This window comes from Escherichia sp. WS2035 (genome assembly GCF_046487065.1).
Classification (GTDB): domain Bacteria; phylum Pseudomonadota; class Gammaproteobacteria; order Enterobacterales; family Enterobacteriaceae; genus Escherichia; species Escherichia coli.
The window spans coordinates 91,079-108,432 of sequence record NZ_JBJQKD010000006.1; the positions used below are offsets into that span (position 1 = coordinate 91,079).

General features: G+C 53.7%; 16 protein-coding genes. 8 read left to right on the plus strand and 8 right to left on the minus strand.

Annotated elements, in window-relative coordinates; translation table 11 throughout:
• Positions 1 to 17: 17 nt before the first annotated feature.
• The 3 genes from actP to acs all read right to left on the minus strand — a co-directional run bounded on the left by actP (position 18) and on the right by acs (position 4,146).
• Positions 18 to 1,667 carry a cation/acetate symporter ActP gene (gene actP / locus ACJHX4_RS12080; protein ID WP_000832548.1) on the minus strand — a complete coding sequence of 550 codons (1,650 nt, stop codon included), beginning with the start codon at positions 1,665 to 1,667 and terminating at the stop codon, positions 18 to 20.
• Complete coding sequence (locus tag ACJHX4_RS12085) at positions 1,664 to 1,978, minus strand: DUF485 domain-containing protein (protein ID WP_001296646.1); 315 nt, start codon at positions 1,976 to 1,978, stop codon at positions 1,664 to 1,666. Before ACJHX4_RS12085 ends, actP begins: the two co-directional genes overlap by 4 nt.
• Positions 1,979 to 2,187: 209 nt before the next feature.
• A complete protein-coding gene (acs, locus tag ACJHX4_RS12090) occupies positions 2,188 to 4,146 on the minus strand; it encodes an acetate--CoA ligase (protein ID WP_000078193.1) in 1,959 nt (652 codons plus the stop codon).
• A gap of 391 nt (positions 4,147 to 4,537) precedes the next feature.
• Here acs and nrfA point away from each other — a divergent pair, with 391 nt between their 5' ends.
• The 8 genes from nrfA to gltP all read left to right on the plus strand — a co-directional run bounded on the left by nrfA (position 4,538) and on the right by gltP (position 12,569).
• Positions 4,538 to 5,974, plus strand: a complete 1,437-nt coding sequence (gene nrfA / locus ACJHX4_RS12095) for an ammonia-forming nitrite reductase cytochrome c552 subunit (RefSeq protein ID WP_000196879.1) — start codon at positions 4,538 to 4,540, stop codon at positions 5,972 to 5,974.
• Between the two features lie 44 nt (positions 5,975 to 6,018).
• Positions 6,019 to 6,585 carry a cytochrome c nitrite reductase pentaheme subunit gene (gene nrfB, locus ACJHX4_RS12100; protein ID WP_001296647.1) on the plus strand — a complete coding sequence of 189 codons (567 nt, stop codon included), beginning with the start codon at positions 6,019 to 6,021 and terminating at the stop codon, positions 6,583 to 6,585.
• Positions 6,582 to 7,253, plus strand: coding sequence for a cytochrome c nitrite reductase Fe-S protein (nrfC, locus tag ACJHX4_RS12105; protein ID WP_000220293.1), 672 nt, complete (start codon positions 6,582 to 6,584; stop codon positions 7,251 to 7,253). The genes nrfB and nrfC overlap by 4 nt, the downstream gene beginning before the upstream one ends.
• Positions 7,250 to 8,206 carry a cytochrome c nitrite reductase subunit NrfD gene (nrfD, locus tag ACJHX4_RS12110; RefSeq protein WP_000195167.1) on the plus strand — a complete coding sequence of 319 codons (957 nt, stop codon included), beginning with the start codon at positions 7,250 to 7,252 and terminating at the stop codon, positions 8,204 to 8,206. The genes nrfC and nrfD overlap by 4 nt, the downstream gene beginning before the upstream one ends.
• Before the next feature lie 19 nt (positions 8,207 to 8,225).
• Positions 8,226 to 9,944: a heme lyase CcmF/NrfE family subunit gene (locus ACJHX4_RS12115; RefSeq protein WP_071550262.1), complete on the plus strand. Its 1,719-nt coding sequence runs from the start codon at positions 8,226 to 8,228 to the stop codon at positions 9,942 to 9,944.
• Positions 9,937 to 10,320: a heme lyase NrfEFG subunit NrfF gene (nrfF, locus tag ACJHX4_RS12120; RefSeq protein WP_001032537.1), complete on the plus strand. Its 384-nt coding sequence runs from the start codon at positions 9,937 to 9,939 to the stop codon at positions 10,318 to 10,320. Before ACJHX4_RS12115 ends, nrfF begins: the two co-directional genes overlap by 8 nt.
• The gene (nrfG, locus tag ACJHX4_RS12125; RefSeq protein WP_000812986.1) at positions 10,317 to 10,913 is read left to right on the plus strand and encodes a heme lyase NrfEFG subunit NrfG; all 597 of its coding nucleotides are present in this window, start codon (positions 10,317 to 10,319) and stop codon (positions 10,911 to 10,913) included. Before nrfF ends, nrfG begins: the two co-directional genes overlap by 4 nt.
• 342 nt (positions 10,914 to 11,255) lie before the next feature.
• Positions 11,256 to 12,569 carry a glutamate/aspartate:proton symporter GltP gene (gene gltP, locus ACJHX4_RS12130; protein WP_000789588.1) on the plus strand — a complete coding sequence of 438 codons (1,314 nt, stop codon included), beginning with the start codon at positions 11,256 to 11,258 and terminating at the stop codon, positions 12,567 to 12,569.
• Between the two features lie 488 nt (positions 12,570 to 13,057).
• Here gltP and yjcO read toward each other — a convergent pair whose 3' ends face one another.
• The 5 genes from yjcO to ACJHX4_RS12155 all read right to left on the minus strand — a co-directional run bounded on the left by yjcO (position 13,058) and on the right by ACJHX4_RS12155 (position 17,260).
• Entirely contained in the window at positions 13,058 to 13,747 is a 690-nt protein-coding gene (gene yjcO / locus ACJHX4_RS12135; protein ID WP_001296650.1) for a Sel1 family TPR-like repeat protein YjcO, read from the minus strand.
• Between the two features lie 110 nt (positions 13,748 to 13,857).
• Positions 13,858 to 14,562 carry an ABC transporter ATP-binding protein gene (locus ACJHX4_RS12140; protein ID WP_000156927.1) on the minus strand — a complete coding sequence of 235 codons (705 nt, stop codon included), beginning with the start codon at positions 14,560 to 14,562 and terminating at the stop codon, positions 13,858 to 13,860.
• Positions 14,549 to 15,385 (minus strand): ABC transporter ATP-binding protein, encoded by an 837-nt coding sequence (locus ACJHX4_RS12145; protein WP_000132446.1) that lies wholly within the window; start codon positions 15,383 to 15,385, stop codon positions 14,549 to 14,551. Before ACJHX4_RS12145 ends, ACJHX4_RS12140 begins: the two co-directional genes overlap by 14 nt.
• The gene (locus ACJHX4_RS12150; RefSeq protein ID WP_001131975.1) at positions 15,378 to 16,211 is read right to left on the minus strand and encodes an ABC transporter permease; all 834 of its coding nucleotides are present in this window, start codon (positions 16,209 to 16,211) and stop codon (positions 15,378 to 15,380) included. The genes ACJHX4_RS12145 and ACJHX4_RS12150 overlap by 8 nt, the downstream gene beginning before the upstream one ends.
• Positions 16,211 to 17,260, minus strand: coding sequence for an ABC transporter permease (locus ACJHX4_RS12155; RefSeq protein WP_001296651.1), 1,050 nt, complete (start codon positions 17,258 to 17,260; stop codon positions 16,211 to 16,213). Before ACJHX4_RS12155 ends, ACJHX4_RS12150 begins: the two co-directional genes overlap by 1 nt.
• Positions 17,261 to 17,354: the final 94 nt, after the last annotated feature.

Consider the following 17,354-nt stretch of genomic DNA (forward strand, 5'->3'; position numbering starts at 1 on the left):
CCGGGGAAGGGGAGAGATTAATGCGCGCGGCCCTGCTCAACGCCAAAGCCAGTCTGGGAGCGGATAAACTGCGCACGGAACAGTTCACGCTCGCGCGCACCTTCCGCTGAATTATCCGTTGCCGAGAAGAACCAGATACCGAGGAATGCCACGCTGATAGAGAACAGCGCCGGGTATTCATACGGGAAAATGGCTTTTTCGTGACCGAGGATCTGTACCCAAATCGTCGGGCCGAGGATCATCAGCACCACCGCAGTAATCAGTCCTAACCAGCCGCCCAGCATTGCGCCACGGGTAGTCAGTTTCGACCAGTACATGGAAAGCAGAATGATCGGGAAGTTACAGCTCGCCGCGATGGCAAACGCCAGCCCCACCATAAAGGCGATGTTCTGATTCTCAAACAGCACGCCGAGGATAATGGCAATCACACCGAGGATCAGTACGGTGATTTTCGATACCCGCAGCTCTTCACGTTCGGTCGCACCTTTTTTGAAGACGTTAGCGTACAGGTCGTGAGACACCGCCGATGCGCCCGCCAGCGTCAGACCCGCAACCACCGCAAGAATGGTGGCGAAAGCAACCGCTGAAATAAAGCCGAGGAACAGGTTGCCGCCCACCGCATTGGCCAGGTGAACTGCTGCCATGTTGTTACCACCAATCAGATGGCCCGCCGCGTCTTTATATTCCGGATTCGCACCGACCAGCATGATCGCGCCAAAGCCGATAATAAAGGTCAGGATGTAGAAGTAGCCCATAAATCCGGTGGCGTAGAACACGCTCTTACGTGCTTCGCGGGCATCGCTGACCGTAAAGAAGCGCATCAGAATATGCGGCAAGCCCGCCGTACCAAACATCAGTCCTAGCCCCAAAGAGAGCGCGGAGATAGGATCTTTCACCAGCCCGCCCGGCTTCATGATGTCGACACCTTTCGGGTGTACCGCCATCGCTTCGCTGAACAGATTGTTGAAGCTAAAGCCGACGTGTTTCATCACCATAAAGGCCATAAAGCTGGCACCGAACAGCAACAGCACGGCTTTAATAATTTGTACCCAGGTGGTCGCCAGCATGCCGCCGAACAGGACGTACATCATCATCAGCACGCCGACCAGCACTACCGCAATGTGATAGTTAAGGCCAAACAGCAGCTCGATCAGTTTACCTGCGCCCACCATCTGGGCGATAAGGTAAAGCGCCACCACCACCAGAGAACCACAGGCCGAAAGAATACGAATCGGCCCTTGTTTCAGACGGTAAGAGGCCACATCGGCAAAGGTGTAGCGACCGAGGTTACGCAGACGTTCGGCAATCAGGAACAGAATGATCGGCCAGCCCACCAGGAAGCCCAGCGAGTAAATTAAGCCGTCATAGCCGGAGGTAAACACCAGCGCGGAGATCCCCAAGAATGAGGCGGCGGACATATAGTCCCCGGCAATCGCCAGCCCGTTCTGAAAACCGGTGATATTGCCGCCTGCGGTGTAGTAGTCATTACGCGAACGTACGCGTTTTGACGCCCAGTAGGTAATGCCGAGCGTAAACACGACGAAAATCAGGAACATAATAATCGCCTGCCAGTTCGTTGGCTGGCGCTCTACGGCCCCGCTAATAGCATCCGCGGCGTTAGCTGCGAAAGGGAGTGTGGCGGCAAGCGCCGTCAGAACTCTTTTCATGATGCTTGTACCTCATGCAGGACTTCATTATTAAGACGGTCGAATTCGCCGTTCGCCCGCCAGATGTAGATACCAGTGAGAACAAAGGAGATCACAATTACCCCGACACCGACTGGAATACCGCGTGTGACGCTGGTGTTCGGATTCAGCGGGGTGCCCAGCCAGCCGGGCGCGAAGGCGATCAGTAAAATAAAGCCGATATAAACTGCCAGCATAATAATCGACAGGATGGTGGCAAACCGTTGCCGTTTTTCGACTAACTCCCTGAAATGCGCATTGTCTTCTATCCGCTGATAAATCGTACCATTCATCACAGATTCTCCAGAGGTAATGTAGGGATTGTTTTAATTCCCGCTCCCTTATGGGAGAAGGTTAACGCTTGGGTAACCCTTGCCGAATGTAGGCCGGATAAGGCATTCACGCCGCATCCGGCGCTTGTTGTCGGATGCGATGCTGGCGCATCTTATCCGACCTACAGCCGTTGCCAGATGTAGGTCGGAGCGCATCCGACAATTGTGGGTTACGATGGCATCGCGATGGCCTGCTTCTCTTCAAGCAGCTTCTCGACTACGCCAGGATCGGCAAGCGTCGAGGTATCGCCCAGGTTGCTGGTATCGCCCGCCGCAATTTTGCGCAGAATACGGCGCATAATTTTGCCGGAGCGGGTTTTAGGCAGGGAGTCGGTCCAGTGCAGCACGTCTGGCGTCGCCAGCGGGCCAATCTCTTTACGCACCCAGTTGCGGACTTCTGCGTACAGTTCTGGTGACGGTTCCTCCCCGTGATTAAGCGTGACGTAGGCGTAGATCGCCTGACCTTTAATATTGTGCGGAATACCGACCACAGCGGCTTCGGCAATTTTCGGATGCGCCACCAGCGCCGACTCAATCTCTGCCGTCCCCAGGCGGTGACCGGAGACGTTCAGCACGTCGTCCACGCGCCCGGTGATCCAGTAATAGCCATCTTCATCACGACGCGCGCCGTCGCCGCTGAAATACATATTTTTGAAGGTGGAGAAGTAGGTCTGCTCAAAACGTTCGTGATCGCCAAACAGCGTACGCGCCTGACCCGGCCAGGAGTCGGTGATCACCAGACTGCCTTCGGTGGCCCCCTTCAGCGGGTTACCTTCGTTATCGACCAGCGCCGGTTGCACGCCGAAGAACGGACGTGTTGCCGAACCGGCTTTCAGCTCGGTAGCGCCAGGCAGTGGTGTGATCATGAAACCGCCAGTTTCGGTCTGCCACCAGGTGTCGACCACCGGGCATTTCTCGTTGCCGATCTTCTTCCAGTACCACTCCCACGCTTCCGGGTTAATTGGCTCGCCCACGGAACCGAGAATGCGCAGCGACGAACGGTCGGTGCCTTCGATCGCTTTATCGCCTTCCGCCATCAGCGCGCGAATCGCCGTGGGCGCGGTATAGAGAATATTGACCTGATGCTTGTCCACCACCTGCGCCATACGGGCAGGCGTCGGCCAGTTCGGTACGCCTTCAAACATCAGCGTGGTCGCGCCGCAGGCCAGCGGGCCATACAGCAAATAACTGTGTCCGGTAACCCAGCCCACATCGGCGGTGCACCAGTAGATGTCGCCCGGATGATAATCAAAGACATATTTAAAGGTCAGCGCCGCGTACACCAGATAACCGCCGGTAGTGTGCAGCACGCCTTTTGGCTTACCGGTAGAACCGGAGGTATAGAGAATAAACAGCGGATCTTCGGCGTTCATCTCTTCCGCCTGGTGCTGATCGCTGGCTTGCTCAACCAGGTCGTGCCACCACAGGTCGCGCCCTTCCTGCCAGTCAATTTTTCCGCCAGTACGCTTCAGTACCACCACATGCTCTACGCTGGTGACGTTCGGGTTTTTCAGCGCGTCATCAACGTTTTTCTTCAGCGGAATACTACGCCCGGCACGCACACCTTCGTCGGAAGTGATCACCAGTCGTGAACTGGAGTCGATAATGCGTCCGGCAACGGCTTCCGGCGAGAAGCCGCCGAAAATCACCGAATGTACCGCGCCAATGCGGGCGCAGGCCAGCATCGCGACCGCGGCTTCCGGTACCATCGGCATATAAATCGCAACTACGTCACCTTTTTTAATGCCCAGTTCGAGCAGGGTATTGGCGAAGCGGCAGACGTCGCGGTGCAGCTCTTTATAGCTAATATGTTTGCTCTGGCTGGCGTCGTCGCCTTCCCAGATGATGGCGGTACGATCGCCGTTTTCTTGCAGATGGCGGTCAAGGCAGTTTGCCGCCAGATTCAGCGTGCCGTCCTCGTACCATTTAATGGACACATTACCGGGGGCAAAGGAGGTGTTTTTCACCTTCTGGTACGGTGTGATCCAGTCGAGAATTTTTCCCTGTTCGCCCCAGAAGGTATCTGGTGCGTCAATAGATTGTTGATACATCGCCTCGTACTGCTGAGGGTTTATCAGGCAACGGTCTGCGATGTTGGCAGGAATGGTGTGTTTGTGAATTTGACTCATGCTTTTGTTCTCCTTGTAGGATGTTAATAATATGTGGCATAAGCGTTAAATGTAGGGGTATTGGCAGTTTTGTTTAGTATTTGGGCGACAGATCACGCAAAAGTAGAATTGTGCAAATAAACGGCAGGGTAATTTTTGAAGGTCAGCAACAAAAGTTGATTAATTCTTTGAGGAACATGCAGTTATGCATGTTGTTGAAAAAGAGGAAGATACCGACTAACTCTAAAGTGGTATTTTACATGCACTTACAATTGATTAAAGACAACATTCATAGTGTGGTTATTTGTTACACATAGGGGCGAGCAATGTCATGACAGTGTAGGTGCGGTTACTGTCGTGAAAAACAATAAAAACCGCCATTGCAACAATGGCTCAATTCGGATGAAGCCCTATGACAAGGATAAAAATAAACGCACGCCGTATCTTCAGCTTATTGATTCCTTTTTTCTTTTTCACTTCTGTTCACGCTGAACAAACGGCTGCTCCCGCAACACCTGTAACTGTGGAAGCGAAGAATGAAACCTTTGCCCCGCAGCATCCCGATCAATATCTCTCCTGGAAAGCTACCTCGGAACAGTCAGAGCGTGTTGACGCCCTGGCGGAAGATCCACGGCTGGTGATCCTGTGGGCGGGGTATCCCTTCTCGCGCGATTACAACAAGCCGCGTGGACATGCCTTTGCTGTGACCGATGTGCGTGAAACCTTGCGTACCGGTGCGCCGAAAAACGCTGAAGATGGTCCGCTACCGATGGCGTGCTGGAGTTGTAAAAGCCCGGATGTGGCGCGTCTGATCCAGAAAGACGGCGAAGATGGCTACTTCCACGGTAAATGGGCGCGCGGCGGCCCGGAAATCGTCAACAACTTAGGTTGTGCCGATTGCCATAACACCGCCTCACCAGAGTTCGCCAAAGGCAAACCGGAGTTAACCCTTTCCCGTCCGTATGCGGCTCGCGCGATGGAAGCCATTGGTAAACCTTTTGAGAAAGCCGGACGTTTCGACCAGCAATCGATGGTTTGCGGTCAGTGCCATGTGGAGTATTACTTCGACGGCAAAAACAAAGCGGTTAAATTCCCGTGGGATGACGGCATGAAAGTCGAAAATATGGAGCAGTATTACGACAAAATTGCCTTCTCTGACTGGACTAACTCCCTGTCGAAAACGCCAATGCTGAAAGCGCAGCACCCGGAATATGAAACCTGGACAGCGGGCATTCACGGCAAAAACAACGTGACCTGTATCGATTGCCATATGCCAAAAGTGCAGAACGCCGAAGGCAAACTCTACACCGACCATAAAATTGGTAATCCGTTTGATAACTTCGCCCAGACTTGTGCGAACTGCCATACCCAGGACAAAGCTGCCTTGCAAAAAGTGGTCGCGGAACGTAAGCAGTCGATTAACGACCTGAAAATCAAGGTTGAAGATCAACTGGTTCACGCTCACTTCGAAGCGAAAGCGGCGCTGGATGCAGGCGCAACGGAAGCCGAAATGAAGCCGATTCAGGACGATATCCGTCATGCCCAGTGGCGTTGGGATTTGGCGATCGCTTCCCACGGCATTCATATGCACGCACCGGAAGAAGGTCTGAGGATGCTCGGTACGGCGATGGATAAAGCGGCGGATGCACGCACCAAACTGGCGCGCCTGCTGGCGACCAAAGGCATTACCCATGAAATCCAGATCCCGGATATCTCGACCAAAGAGAAAGCCCAGCAGGCCATTGGCCTGAACATGGAGCAAATCAAGGCCGAGAAGCAGGACTTCATCAAAACGGTGATCCCGCAGTGGGAAGAGCAGGCACGTAAAAACGGTCTGTTAAGCCAATAACCCCGTTCCGCCTCGCAAGGGGCGGAAAACACAATGGAGTGAATATGAGCGTATTACGTTCGTTATTAACTGCCGGGGTGCTGGCGTCGGGCCTGTTGTGGAGCCTGAACGGAATTACCGCTACCCCTGCGGCGCAGGCATCTGGTGATCGCTACGAAGTTACCCAGCAGCGTAACCCGGATGCCGCCTGTCTGGACTGTCATAAGCCAGATACCGAAGGTATGCATGGCAAACATGCTTCCGTTATCAACCCGAATAACAAACTGCCGGTCACCTGCACCAACTGTCACGGCCAGCCATCACCGCAACACCGCGAAGGGGTGAAAGATGTGATGCGCTTTAACGAGCCGATGTACAAGGTTGGAGAGCAGAACAGCGTCTGTATGTCCTGCCATCTGCCGGAACAGTTGCAAAAAGCATTCTGGCCGCACGATGTCCACGTAACCAAAGTGGCGTGCGCCAGCTGCCATTCCCTGCATCCACAGCAAGATACGATGCAGACGTTAAGTGACAAAGGACGGATTAAGATTTGCGTCGATTGCCACAGCGATCAGCGCACCAATCCGAACTTTAACCCGGCGTCTGTTCCGTTGCTTAAGGAGCAGCCATGACCTGGTCTCGTCGCCAGTTTCTCACCGGCGTCGGTGTGCTGGCCGCCGTCAGCGGCACCGCAGGGCGCGTGGTGGCGAAAACGTTGAATATCAATGGGGTGCGTTACGGCATGGTGCATGACGAGTCGTTATGCATCGGCTGTACCGCCTGTATGGATGCTTGTCGGAAAGTGAACAAGGTGCCGGAAGGCGTCTCGCGCCTGACGATTATTCGTAGCGAGCCGCAGGGCGAATTTCCTGATGTGAAATATCGCTTCTTCCGTAAGTCTTGCCAGCACTGCGATCATGCGCCGTGCGTTGACGTCTGCCCGACCGGTGCGTCTTTTCGCGACGCTGCCAGTGGGATTGTCGATGTTAATCCGGATCTCTGCGTCGGTTGTCAGTACTGCATCGCCGCCTGTCCGTACCGCGTGCGCTTTATCCATCCGGTCACGAAGACGGCGGACAAATGCGATTTCTGCCGTAAGACCCATTTGCAGGCCGGTAAGCTGCCCGCGTGCGTTGAAGCTTGCCCGACGAAGGCGCTGACGTTTGGCAATCTGGACGATCCCAACAGTGAGATTTCGCAACTGCTGCGCCAGAAGCCCACTTACCGCTACAAGCTGGCGCTGGGCACCAAACCGAAGCTGTACCGCGTACCGTTTAAATACGGGGAGGTGAGCCAATGACGCAGACTTCCGCATTTCATTTTGAATCGCTGGTGTGGGACTGGCCGATTGCCATCTACCTGTTTTTGATTGGTATTTCTGCCGGTCTGGTGACACTGGCCGTGCTGTTACGTCGCTTCTACCCGCAGGCAGGCGGTGCAGACAGTACGTTGCTGCGCACCACGCTGATTGTCGGGCCTGGCGCGGTGATCCTCGGTCTGTTGATCCTCGTCTTCCACCTGACAAGACCGTGGACCTTCTGGAAGCTGATGTTCCACTACAGTTTTACCTCGGTGATGTCGATGGGGGTGATGCTGTTTCAGCTTTACATGGTGGTGCTGGTGCTGTGGCTGGCGAAAATCTTTGAACATGATTTGCTTGCCCTGCAACAACGCTGGTTGCCGAAGCTGGGGATCGTGCAAAAGGTCTTGAGCCTGCTGACGCCCGTTCATCGCGGACTGGAAACATTGATGCTGGTGCTGGCGGTGTTGTTGGGGGCTTATACCGGCTTTCTGCTGTCGGCGCTGAAATCGTATCCGTTCCTCAATAACCCGATCCTGCCGGTGCTGTTCCTCTTCTCCGGCATCTCGTCCGGTGCGGCGGTGGCGCTGATCGCCATGGCGATACGCCAACGCAGTAACCCGCATTCCACGGAAGCGCACTTTGTACACCGTATGGAAATCCCCGTGGTATGGGGTGAAATCTTCCTGCTGGTGGCGTTTTTTGTCGGTCTGGCGCTGGGCGATGACGGTAAAGTGCGTGCGCTGGTGGCGGCATTGGGCGGCGGTTTCTGGACGTGGTGGTTCTGGCTTGGTGTCGCCGGGCTGGGGCTGATTGTGCCAATGTTGCTCAAACCGTGGGTCAATCGCAGTTCCGGCATTCCTGCCGTGCTGGCGGCATGTGGGGCCAGCCTGGTCGGCGTGTTGATGCTGCGCTTTTTCATTCTCTACGCCGGGCAGTTAACGGTGGCGTAAGCCAGAACAGAGGTGGTTTCTGGACGTATTCCTTCCTGAAGTCGGTTTTCTGGCGTTGTTGTTAAGTCTCGGGGTCAACGTGTTGATCCCGTTGACGGCCTTCGCGGGAGTGCGGTTGCGCTGGCCTGCCATGATGCGACTCACTTGCATCGGCATTCTGGCGCAGTTCGCGCTCCTGCTGCTCGCCTTTGGCGTACTGACGTATTGTTTTCTCATCAGCGATTTCTCGGTTATTTATGTCGCCCAACATAGCTATAGCCTGCTGTCGTGGGAACTCAAACTGGCGGCGGTGTGGGGCGGTCATGAAGGTTCGCTGTTGCTTTGGGTGCTGCTGCTTTCCGCCTGGAGCGCGCTGTTTGCCTGGCATTACCGGCAGCAAACCGATCCGCTATTTCCGCTGACGCTAGCCGTTTTATCTCTCATGCTCGCCGCACTGCTACTGTTTGTGGTGCTGTGGTCCGATCCCTTCGTGCGGATATTTCCACCAGCAATCGAAGGCCGCGATCTCAATCCGATGCTGCAACATCCCGGTCTTATCTTTCATCCACCGCTGCTTTATCTCGGCTACGGCGGTTTGATGGTGGCGGCGAGCGTGGCGCTGGCGAGTTTACTGCGCGGCGAGTTTGATGGTACCTGCGCCCGAATTTGCTGGCGTTGGGCACTACCTGGCTGGAGCGCATTAACAGCGGGGATCATCCTCGGTTCCTGGTGGGCCTATTGCGAACTGGGCTGGGGCGGCTGGTGGTTCTGGGATCCGGTGGAAAACGCCTCTTTACTACCCTGGCTTTCTGCCACAGCGCTGCTGCACAGTTTATCCCTGACACGCCAGCGGGGGATTTTCCGCCACTGGTCGCTGTTGCTGACGATAGTTACTCTGATGCTGTCGCTGCTGGGCACGTTGATTGTCCGTTCTGGCATTCTGGTTTCGGTTCATGCGTTCGCGCTGGATAACGTCCGCGCCGTGCCGTTGTTCGGCCTGTTTGTACTGATTAGCCTTGCGTCTCTGGCTCTGTATGGCTGGCGAGCGCGGGACGGTGGCCCGGCGGTGCGTTTTTCGGGGTTATCGCGGGAAATGTTAATCCTCGCTACGCTGTTGCTGTTTTGCGCAGTGCTACTGATCGTGCTGGTGGGAACGCTTTATCCGATGATTTACGGCCTGCTGGGCTGGGGACGCCTCTCCGTTGGCGCGCCGTATTTTAACCGCGCGACGTTACCGTTTGCTCTGTTGATGCTGGTGGTGATTGTGCTGGCGACGTTTGTCTCTGGCAAACGCGCGCGGCTTCCGACGCTGCTGGCGCATGCGGGCGTGCTGTTATTTGCCGCGGGGATCGTGGTTTCCAGCGTCAGCCGTCAGGAGATCAGCCTGAATTTACAGCCGGGTCAGCAGGTGACGCTGGCAGGATACACCTTCCGTTTTGAGCGCCTCGATCTGCAAGCCAAAGGCAATTACACCAGCGAAAAAGCGATAGTGGCACTGTTTGACCATCAGCAACGCATTGGTGAATTAACGCCGGAGCGGCGTTTTTACGAAGCACGCCGTCAGCAAATGATGGAACCCTCGATTCGCTGGAACGGCATCCATGACTGGTATGCGGTCATGGGAGAGAAAACCGGAGCGGATCGTTACGCATTTCGTTTGTATGTACAAAGCGGTGTGCGCTGGATCTGGGGGGGAGGATTGTTGATGATTGCGGGCGCATTGTTAAGCGGATGGCGGGGAAGGAAGCGCGATGAATAAAGGGCTTCTCACGCTACTGCTGTTATTTACCTGTTTTGCGCGCGCTCAGGTTGTAGACACCTGGCAATTCGCTAATCCGCAACAACAGGAACAGGCGTTAAATATTGCCAGCCAGTTACGTTGTCCGCAGTGCCAGAATCAGAACTTACTGGAATCCAATGCGCCGGTGGCAGTCAGTATGCGCCATCAGGTTTACACCATGGTGGAAGAGGGGAAAAGTGAAGTCGAAATCATTGGCTGGATGACCGAACGCTACGGAGATTTTGTTCGCTATAACCCACCGTTAACGGGTCAGACTCTGGTGTTGTGGGCGCTGCCAGTAGTGTTGTTACTGCTGATGGCACTGATCCTCTGGCGAGTGAGGGCGAAGCGATGAAACAGCCCCAAATACCGGTGAAAATGCTGACAACACTCACGATTTTGATGGTATTTCTCTGTGTCGGCAGTTATCTGTTAAGTCCAAAATGGCAGGCGGTACGTGCGGAGTATCAGCGTCAGCGCGATCCGCTGCATCAGTTTGCCAGCCAGCAAACCCCGGAAGCGCAGCTTCAGGCATTGCAGGATAAAATCCGTGCTAATCCACAAAACAGCGAACAGTGGGCGTTACTGGGCGAGTATTATCTGTGGCAAAACGATTACAGCAATTCGCTGCTGGCGTACCGTCAGGCGTTGCAACTACGTGGTGAGAACGCTGAACTGTATGCGGCGCTGGCGACGGTGCTGTATTACCAGGCCAGCCAACATATGACCGTCCAGGCTCGCGCAATGATCGACAAAGCCCTCGCGCTGGACTCTAACGAAATCACCGCTCTGATGCTGCTGGCTTCCGATGCGTTTATGCAGGCGAATTACGCGCAAGCCATCGAACTATGGCAAAAAGTGATGGATCTCAACTCACCCCGGATCAACCGGACACAGCTGGTCGAGTCGATTAATATGGCGAAATTGTTGCAGCGGAGATCAGATTAATCATCTGGTGATGAAGATTATGTTATTGAGCTGCATAAAAAATAATCGAATGAACATATAATCAAAAATAATCACTAATCAGTATTATTGCAGATTAAACAAATAAAAATCCTTCTATAACAAATGGTTATTCATTAATCCTGCCATAAACTCGCGTTATTATGCATTAATGCAGCGAAAAGCTCTGTTGTTAAAGGGTTGCGCAACATACCGCGCAAATGATACTGATCATAAGCGTTAAAAAAATCTACAAACCAACGCAACACAATTCATGCCCTGGCAGTATGTCACGTTCTCGCGTTTCTGAACGGGGAACGGCGCTCCATTGAGGAAGTTATTCTGATGAAAAATATAAAATTCAGCCTGGCCTGGCAGATTCTGTTTGCTATGGTGCTGGGCATTCTCCTGGGAAGCTACCTGCACTACCATAGCGACAGCCGCGACTGGCTGGTCGTCAATTTGCTCTCTCCGGCGGGTGATATCTTCATCCATCTGATCAAAATGATTGTTGTGCCGATTGTGATCTCCACGCTGGTGGTGGGTATCGCGGGTGTTGGTGATGCCAAACAGCTCGGGCGTATTGGTGCGAAAACCATTATCTACTTCGAGGTGATCACCACCGTCGCCATCATTTTGGGGATCACTCTGGCGAACGTCTTCCAGCCCGGTGCCGGGGTGGATATGTCGCAGCTGGCGACCGTCGATATCTCGAAATATCAGAGCACTACGGAAGCGGTACAAAGCAGTTCCCACGGCATTATGGGCACGATTTTGTCGCTGGTGCCGACGAACATCGTGGCGTCGATGGCGAAAGGCGAAATGCTGCCGATCATCTTCTTCTCGGTGCTGTTTGGTCTGGGGCTTTCATCCCTGCCCGCGACGCATCGTGAACCGCTGGTGACCGTTTTCCGCTCCATCTCTGAAACCATGTTTAAAGTGACTCACATGGTGATGCGTTATGCGCCGGTGGGTGTGTTTGCGCTGATTGCGGTGACGGTGGCTAACTTTGGTTTCTCTTCTCTGTGGCCACTGGCGAAACTGGTGCTGCTGGTGCATTTCGCCATTCTGTTCTTCGCGCTGGTCGTACTGGGAATTGTGGCGCGCCTGTGCGGGTTAAGTGTCTGGATCCTGATTCGTATTCTGAAAGATGAGCTGATTCTGGCGTACTCTACTGCCAGTTCTGAAAGCGTGCTGCCGCGAATTATTGAGAAGATGGAAGCCTACGGTGCACCGGCGTCGATCACCAGTTTCGTGGTGCCGACCGGTTACTCTTTTAACCTTGATGGTTCGACGCTGTATCAAAGTATTGCCGCTATTTTCATCGCTCAGCTGTATGGCATTGACCTGTCCATCTGGCAGGAAATCATTCTGGTGCTGACGCTGATGGTGACCTCGAAAGGGATTGCTGGCGTGCCGGGCGTGTCGTTTGTGGTGCTGCTGGCAACGCTGGGTAGCGTAGGTATTCCGCTGGAAGGTCTGGCGTTTATTGCCGGTGTTGACCGTATCCTCGATATGGCGCGTACTGCGCTGAACGTGGTGGGTAATGCGCTGGCGGTGCTGGTGATTGCCAAGTGGGAACACAAATTTGACCGTAAAAAAGCGCTGGCCTACGAGCGTGAAATGTTGGGCAAATTTGATAAAACAGCAGATCAGTAATTGAAGATTGCCGGGGGGATATCCACCCGGCAATGTGTGGATGCCTGACTGAGTAATAGCCTGATGTAGCGTGATTTTTGTAGGTCGGATAAGGCGTTTACGCCGCATCCGACATCAACGCCTGATGCGACGCTTAACGCGTCTTATCAGGCCTACGCCAGACAGCGCAATAGCCTGATTTGGCGTGATTTTTGTAGGTCGGATAAGGCGTTTACGCCGCATCCGACATCAACGCCTGATGCGACGCTTGCCGCGTCTTATCAGGCCTACGCCAGACAGCGCAATAGCCTGATTTGGCGTGATTTTTGTAGGTCGGATAAGGCGTTTACGCCGCATCCGGCATCAATGTCTGATGCGATGCTGACGTGTCTTATCAGGCCTACGTCAGACAGCGCAATAGCCTGATTTGGCGTGATTTTTGTAGGTCGGATAAGGCGTTTACGCCGCATCCGACATCAATGCCTGATGCGACGTTTGCTGCGCCTACCTTAACCGTTAGTTAATTTTTCAAACTCTTCACAACCGGTATCAAATCCTTCCATACAGCTCAGATTCAACCAGTGCAGCGCCTTTTGTTTATTCTTCTCGATAAAACCCTCTTCACCGTTTAAGAACATCATTCCCGCCCAGTATTCGGAATAACCGGTTCGGGAAATCGCAGAGCTACGTTTGAAATACCAGGTTGCTTTGTCATCGTCGGCCTTAATGCCCACGCCGTTGGCGTAAATCAAACCAAGCAGCATTTGGGCATCGACGGCAGAGTCGTTCTCCAGATCTTCCGAGGCGTTTTCTAACAGCGAAATCGCCTTTGGATAATCCGGTTTACCCGCTTGCGTATTTACCAGAATATGCGCCAGCGTTACTTCACCTTCTTTACTGCCCGCTTGCGCTGCTTTCTCGGCAAGCACTTTTGCTTGTGGATAGTCCAGACTGACCGGATTGGTGATTTTGATCTGCGCCAACAGCGCGCAGGCATCGGCATCACCGCTGTCGGCGGCTTTCTGTGCCCAATATTCGGCTTTGCTCAAATCGCCGGAGCTAAACCAGCTGTCGGCAAGAAAATATTGTGCGCGTCGGTCTCCGGCCTCTGCTGCCTTTAAATACTGGCTGCCAGGCTCGGAGTCGTTCGCGTGGGCAAAGAATGTCAAAAACAACATCAAAGTGATAATTTTTTTCATTTTGATAATGAAGTTTGGTAGGGGAGAGACAGTATAAAGTGTTCGGGTGGACAAAAAAACAACTGTAAAAAGACCTGAAAGCAGAATGAATTAATGCAATGTCAGGTTTTTTAATCCATCCGATGTTCCCCCTTTTCCATGGCGTCGCGATCAAAAAATCGCTGAATTTTTCCCTCGGACATCAATGCCGCTCGATCAGACATATGCGCGATGACATCGGCATCGTGACTGACCAGCAGATATGTCATTTGGTGTTCCAGCTTAAGTTGATTCAACAAATTAAGGATTTCCGCTTGTACCGACATATCCAACGCCGAGGTGGGTTCATCCAGCAGAAGAAGTTGTGGTCGTAACAACAGGGCGCGAGCAATAACCACACGTTGCCGTTGACCACCGGAAAGCTGGTGTGGGTAGCGACGAGCGGCGTCGAAAGGCAAGCCAACCTGTTCCAGTGCAGTCTGGACGCGTTTTTCTATTTCTCTTTCGCCACGAATTTTGAGTGGTTCAGCCAGCGTTCGCCACAGAGTATGATTGGGATGCAACGAGGCATAGGGATCCTGAAACACCATTTGCACATTGCGGCGGAGATCGCCCTGAAAACGCATTCCTGGTTTGATGGTGTGCCCAAACAGTGACACCTGACCGTGCCAGTCGCGCTGTAATCCAGCAATTACGCGCAAAATCGTGGATTTTCCGCAGCCTGATTCGCCAATTAAACTAAATGTCTCTCCGGCATTAACCGAAAAACTGGCGGCAGAAACTGCGGTTTTCTCAGCAAAAGTCACCTGTAAGTGATTAATTTCAACAATCGTCATGGTATTTCTCCGGCGTCATTGCCGTCCTGTCCAGCGTCGGCAGCATCTGCCCGTAAGTTTGTGCATTTGGGCGGCAAGTCCACAGTGTGCGCGTGTAAGGATGCGTTGCTGTAGGTAGCGCAGCAGCGTGCATTTCATCCACCTTATTTCCCTGATACATCACCAGCACCCGATGGCAAAATTGGGCAACTAATGGCAGGTCGTGACTGATCAGCAACATTGCCATCTGACGTTGTTCACACTGGGTAACCAGCAGTTCCAGAATCTGATTACGCAGGCGCACATCTAGTGCTGATGTTGGCTCATCGGCAATCAATACCCGGGGATCGTTGATGAGCGCAATTGCAATCATCACTCGCTGCCCCATGCCGCCAGAAAGTTCACGAGGATAGCTTTGCAGTACTCGCGTATTGAGGCCGACAGCCTGAATTGCGGTGTTTATTTTCTCTTCTTTCTCGCGGCGGTTCAGACGTTGATGGAGCGTAAGCGCCTCTTCCAGTTGCGCTTTTACTGTCTTTACTGGATTAAGCGCGTAACGCGGATCTTGCAATACCATCGCGATATCGTTACCGCGCAACTGTTGCCATCCACGCGCGTTAAGGGTGAGTGCATCACGCCCCAGAATGTTAAGTGTGTCCGCGGTTACTACACCCGGTTTACGCACCAGCCCCATCAGGGCGCGGGCGGTCATGGACTTACCTGAACCCGACTCACCGACCAGCGCCAGACGTTCATTGCCTAATGTAAAACTGACATTGTTGACGACCCGGGACTCCGGATAATCGACGCAGAGATTGTTGATACTAAGACGTGAGTCAGTCATGTTGAGGCTCCAGAACATCGCGCAAGCCATCACCCAGCAGATTAAAGGCCAGACTGGCAATTAAGATAATTGCGCCGGGAGCGGCGGCAATCCACCATTGATCAAAAATGACCTGCATACCGTCGGCGATCATGGCTCCCCATTCCGCCATTGGCGGGCGAGCACCAAGCCCAAGAAAACCCAGACCAGCAGCCGCCAGAATGATACCCGCTAAATCCAGCGCCAGACGGACAATGGCAGATGGCAGGCACAATGGCAAAATATGACCAGCCAGCAGACGCCTGCCGCGGATGCCCATCATTTCTGCGGCGGCAAGATAATCACTGTGTCGCAGACGTTGGATCTCACTCCGTGCCTGACGCGCATAAGCAGGCCAGGTGGTTAATGCAAGGGCCAGTGCGCCGTTAACCAGCCCCGGCCCCAGCATGGCAACAAAAGCAAAAGCCAGAATTAAACGCGGCATTGACATTACTATGTCAGTAAAACGCATCAGCACGCGTTCCAGCCAGCCGCCGTAGTACCCGGCTAAAATGCCAATCAGCAGACCGACCGGGAGTGTAATGATTGTCACCAATGCCACCAGCCCCAGTGCCGGGCGGCTGCCGTAGATTAAACGTGAAAGTAGGTCTCGCCCGTAACTGTCAGTGCCGAGCCAGTGCTGACGACTCGGTGCTTGTAATCGCGCCGCCGCATCCTGCCAGTTAGGATCGTGAGGTGCCAGCCACGGCGCGAAGAGCGCAATTAGCATCAATAACAGGATAATTATCAACCCGCAAAACGCGGCGGGTGAATGGCGTAAACGGCGTAAAAAGAGAAACATCGGCATCAGCGTAACCTCGGATCGGTCAGCCGGACCAGCAGGTCGGTTAAGTTATTTATCAACACAAAGCAGACGCCAATCAGCAGCGTTCCTCCCATGATTGCTGTGGTATCACCCGCGAAGAGCGCTGTAGTGAGGTAGCGCCCAATACCTGGCCATGAAAAGACGGTTTCTGTCAGTACCGCGCCTTCCAGCATTGATGTATAGGCGAGGGCGATAACGGTGAGCAAGGTGCCGCGAATGTTGGGTAAAACATGACGTAGCAAAATTGTCATCTCGCTGGCCCCTTTGGCGCGCGCCAGCAGAATATATTCTTTATTCATTTCGCCAAGACAGGCGGAACGAGTCAGGCGCGTAATACTGGCGAGCGAGAAGTACGCCAGTAATAAAACCGGAAGTATCAAATGGTTGATTGCATTGGTAAATGCCTCGCGATCGCCAGAAAGCCACGTATCAATCAGCGCAAATCCGCTGCGGGGTTCTATGGTGAATTGATAAATATCATCCAGCCTGCCCGGCCCGGCACTCCATTGCAGTCTGGCGTAGAACAGCGCCAGCATCAGCAGACCAAGCCAAAAAACAGGGACGGAATTTCCCAGTAGAGTTAATGTTCGCACGGTGAAATCCAGCGGAGAACCGACATAACGGGCGCAAAGTACACCCGCAATGACGCCGACAACAGCACCGACAATAAGCGCCAACGTTGCCAGTTCAATGGTCGCCGGGAATGCTGATAGCAAGTCCTGGAGTACTGGTTGCCCGGTGGAGCTGGCGATGCCCAGATCGCCGTGTGCCAGATTCATCAGGTAATGCCAGAACTGGACGGCTAACGGCTGATCCAATCCTAACTGGTGGCGTACCTGATCATAGGTGGACTGGCTGGCGTGATCGCCAACGATTTGTAGTACGCGATCGACCGGTGAGAGAGCCGAAAGCGCAAAGGTAATCAGCAGCAGGCCGAGTAGCGTCAGAGCAACGGTAAACAGCCCTTGCAACAGCGCGAGCAGAGGGCGTTTGCCTCGCCATCTTGCGCGAGTGGAAAAAACGACAGACATGATCTTTCCATACAGTGATAAATCAGCGGCTGGCCTGCAATACAGGCCAGCCCTGGTACCGCGCCCGGTAACATGGCTGGACGCGAGTTGCATA

Coding starts and splice junctions, on each gene's coding strand:
- actP (WP_000832548.1), bottom strand. CDS start 1,667: ATGAAAAGAGTTCTGACGGCGCTTGCCGCCACACTCCCTTTCGCAGCT.
- ACJHX4_RS12085 (WP_001296646.1), bottom strand. CDS start 1,978: ATGAATGGTACGATTTATCAGCGGATAGAAGACAATGCGCATTTCAGG.
- acs (WP_000078193.1), bottom strand. CDS start 4,146: ATGAGTCAAATTCACAAACACACCATTCCTGCCAACATCGCAGACCGT.
- nrfA (WP_000196879.1), top strand. CDS start 4,538: ATGACAAGGATAAAAATAAACGCACGCCGTATCTTCAGCTTATTGATT.
- nrfB (WP_001296647.1), top strand. CDS start 6,019: ATGAGCGTATTACGTTCGTTATTAACTGCCGGGGTGCTGGCGTCGGGC.
- nrfC (WP_000220293.1), top strand. CDS start 6,582: ATGACCTGGTCTCGTCGCCAGTTTCTCACCGGCGTCGGTGTGCTGGCC.
- nrfD (WP_000195167.1), top strand. CDS start 7,250: ATGACGCAGACTTCCGCATTTCATTTTGAATCGCTGGTGTGGGACTGG.
- nrfF (WP_001032537.1), top strand. CDS start 9,937: ATGAATAAAGGGCTTCTCACGCTACTGCTGTTATTTACCTGTTTTGCG.
- nrfG (WP_000812986.1), top strand. CDS start 10,317: ATGAAACAGCCCCAAATACCGGTGAAAATGCTGACAACACTCACGATT.
- gltP (WP_000789588.1), top strand. CDS start 11,256: ATGAAAAATATAAAATTCAGCCTGGCCTGGCAGATTCTGTTTGCTATG.
- yjcO (WP_001296650.1), bottom strand. CDS start 13,747: ATGAAAAAAATTATCACTTTGATGTTGTTTTTGACATTCTTTGCCCAC.
- ACJHX4_RS12140 (WP_000156927.1), bottom strand. CDS start 14,562: ATGACGATTGTTGAAATTAATCACTTACAGGTGACTTTTGCTGAGAAA.
- ACJHX4_RS12145 (WP_000132446.1), bottom strand. CDS start 15,385: ATGACTGACTCACGTCTTAGTATCAACAATCTCTGCGTCGATTATCCG.
- ACJHX4_RS12150 (WP_001131975.1), bottom strand. CDS start 16,211: ATGCCGATGTTTCTCTTTTTACGCCGTTTACGCCATTCACCCGCCGCG.
- ACJHX4_RS12155 (WP_001296651.1), bottom strand. CDS start 17,260: ATGTCTGTCGTTTTTTCCACTCGCGCAAGATGGCGAGGCAAACGCCCT.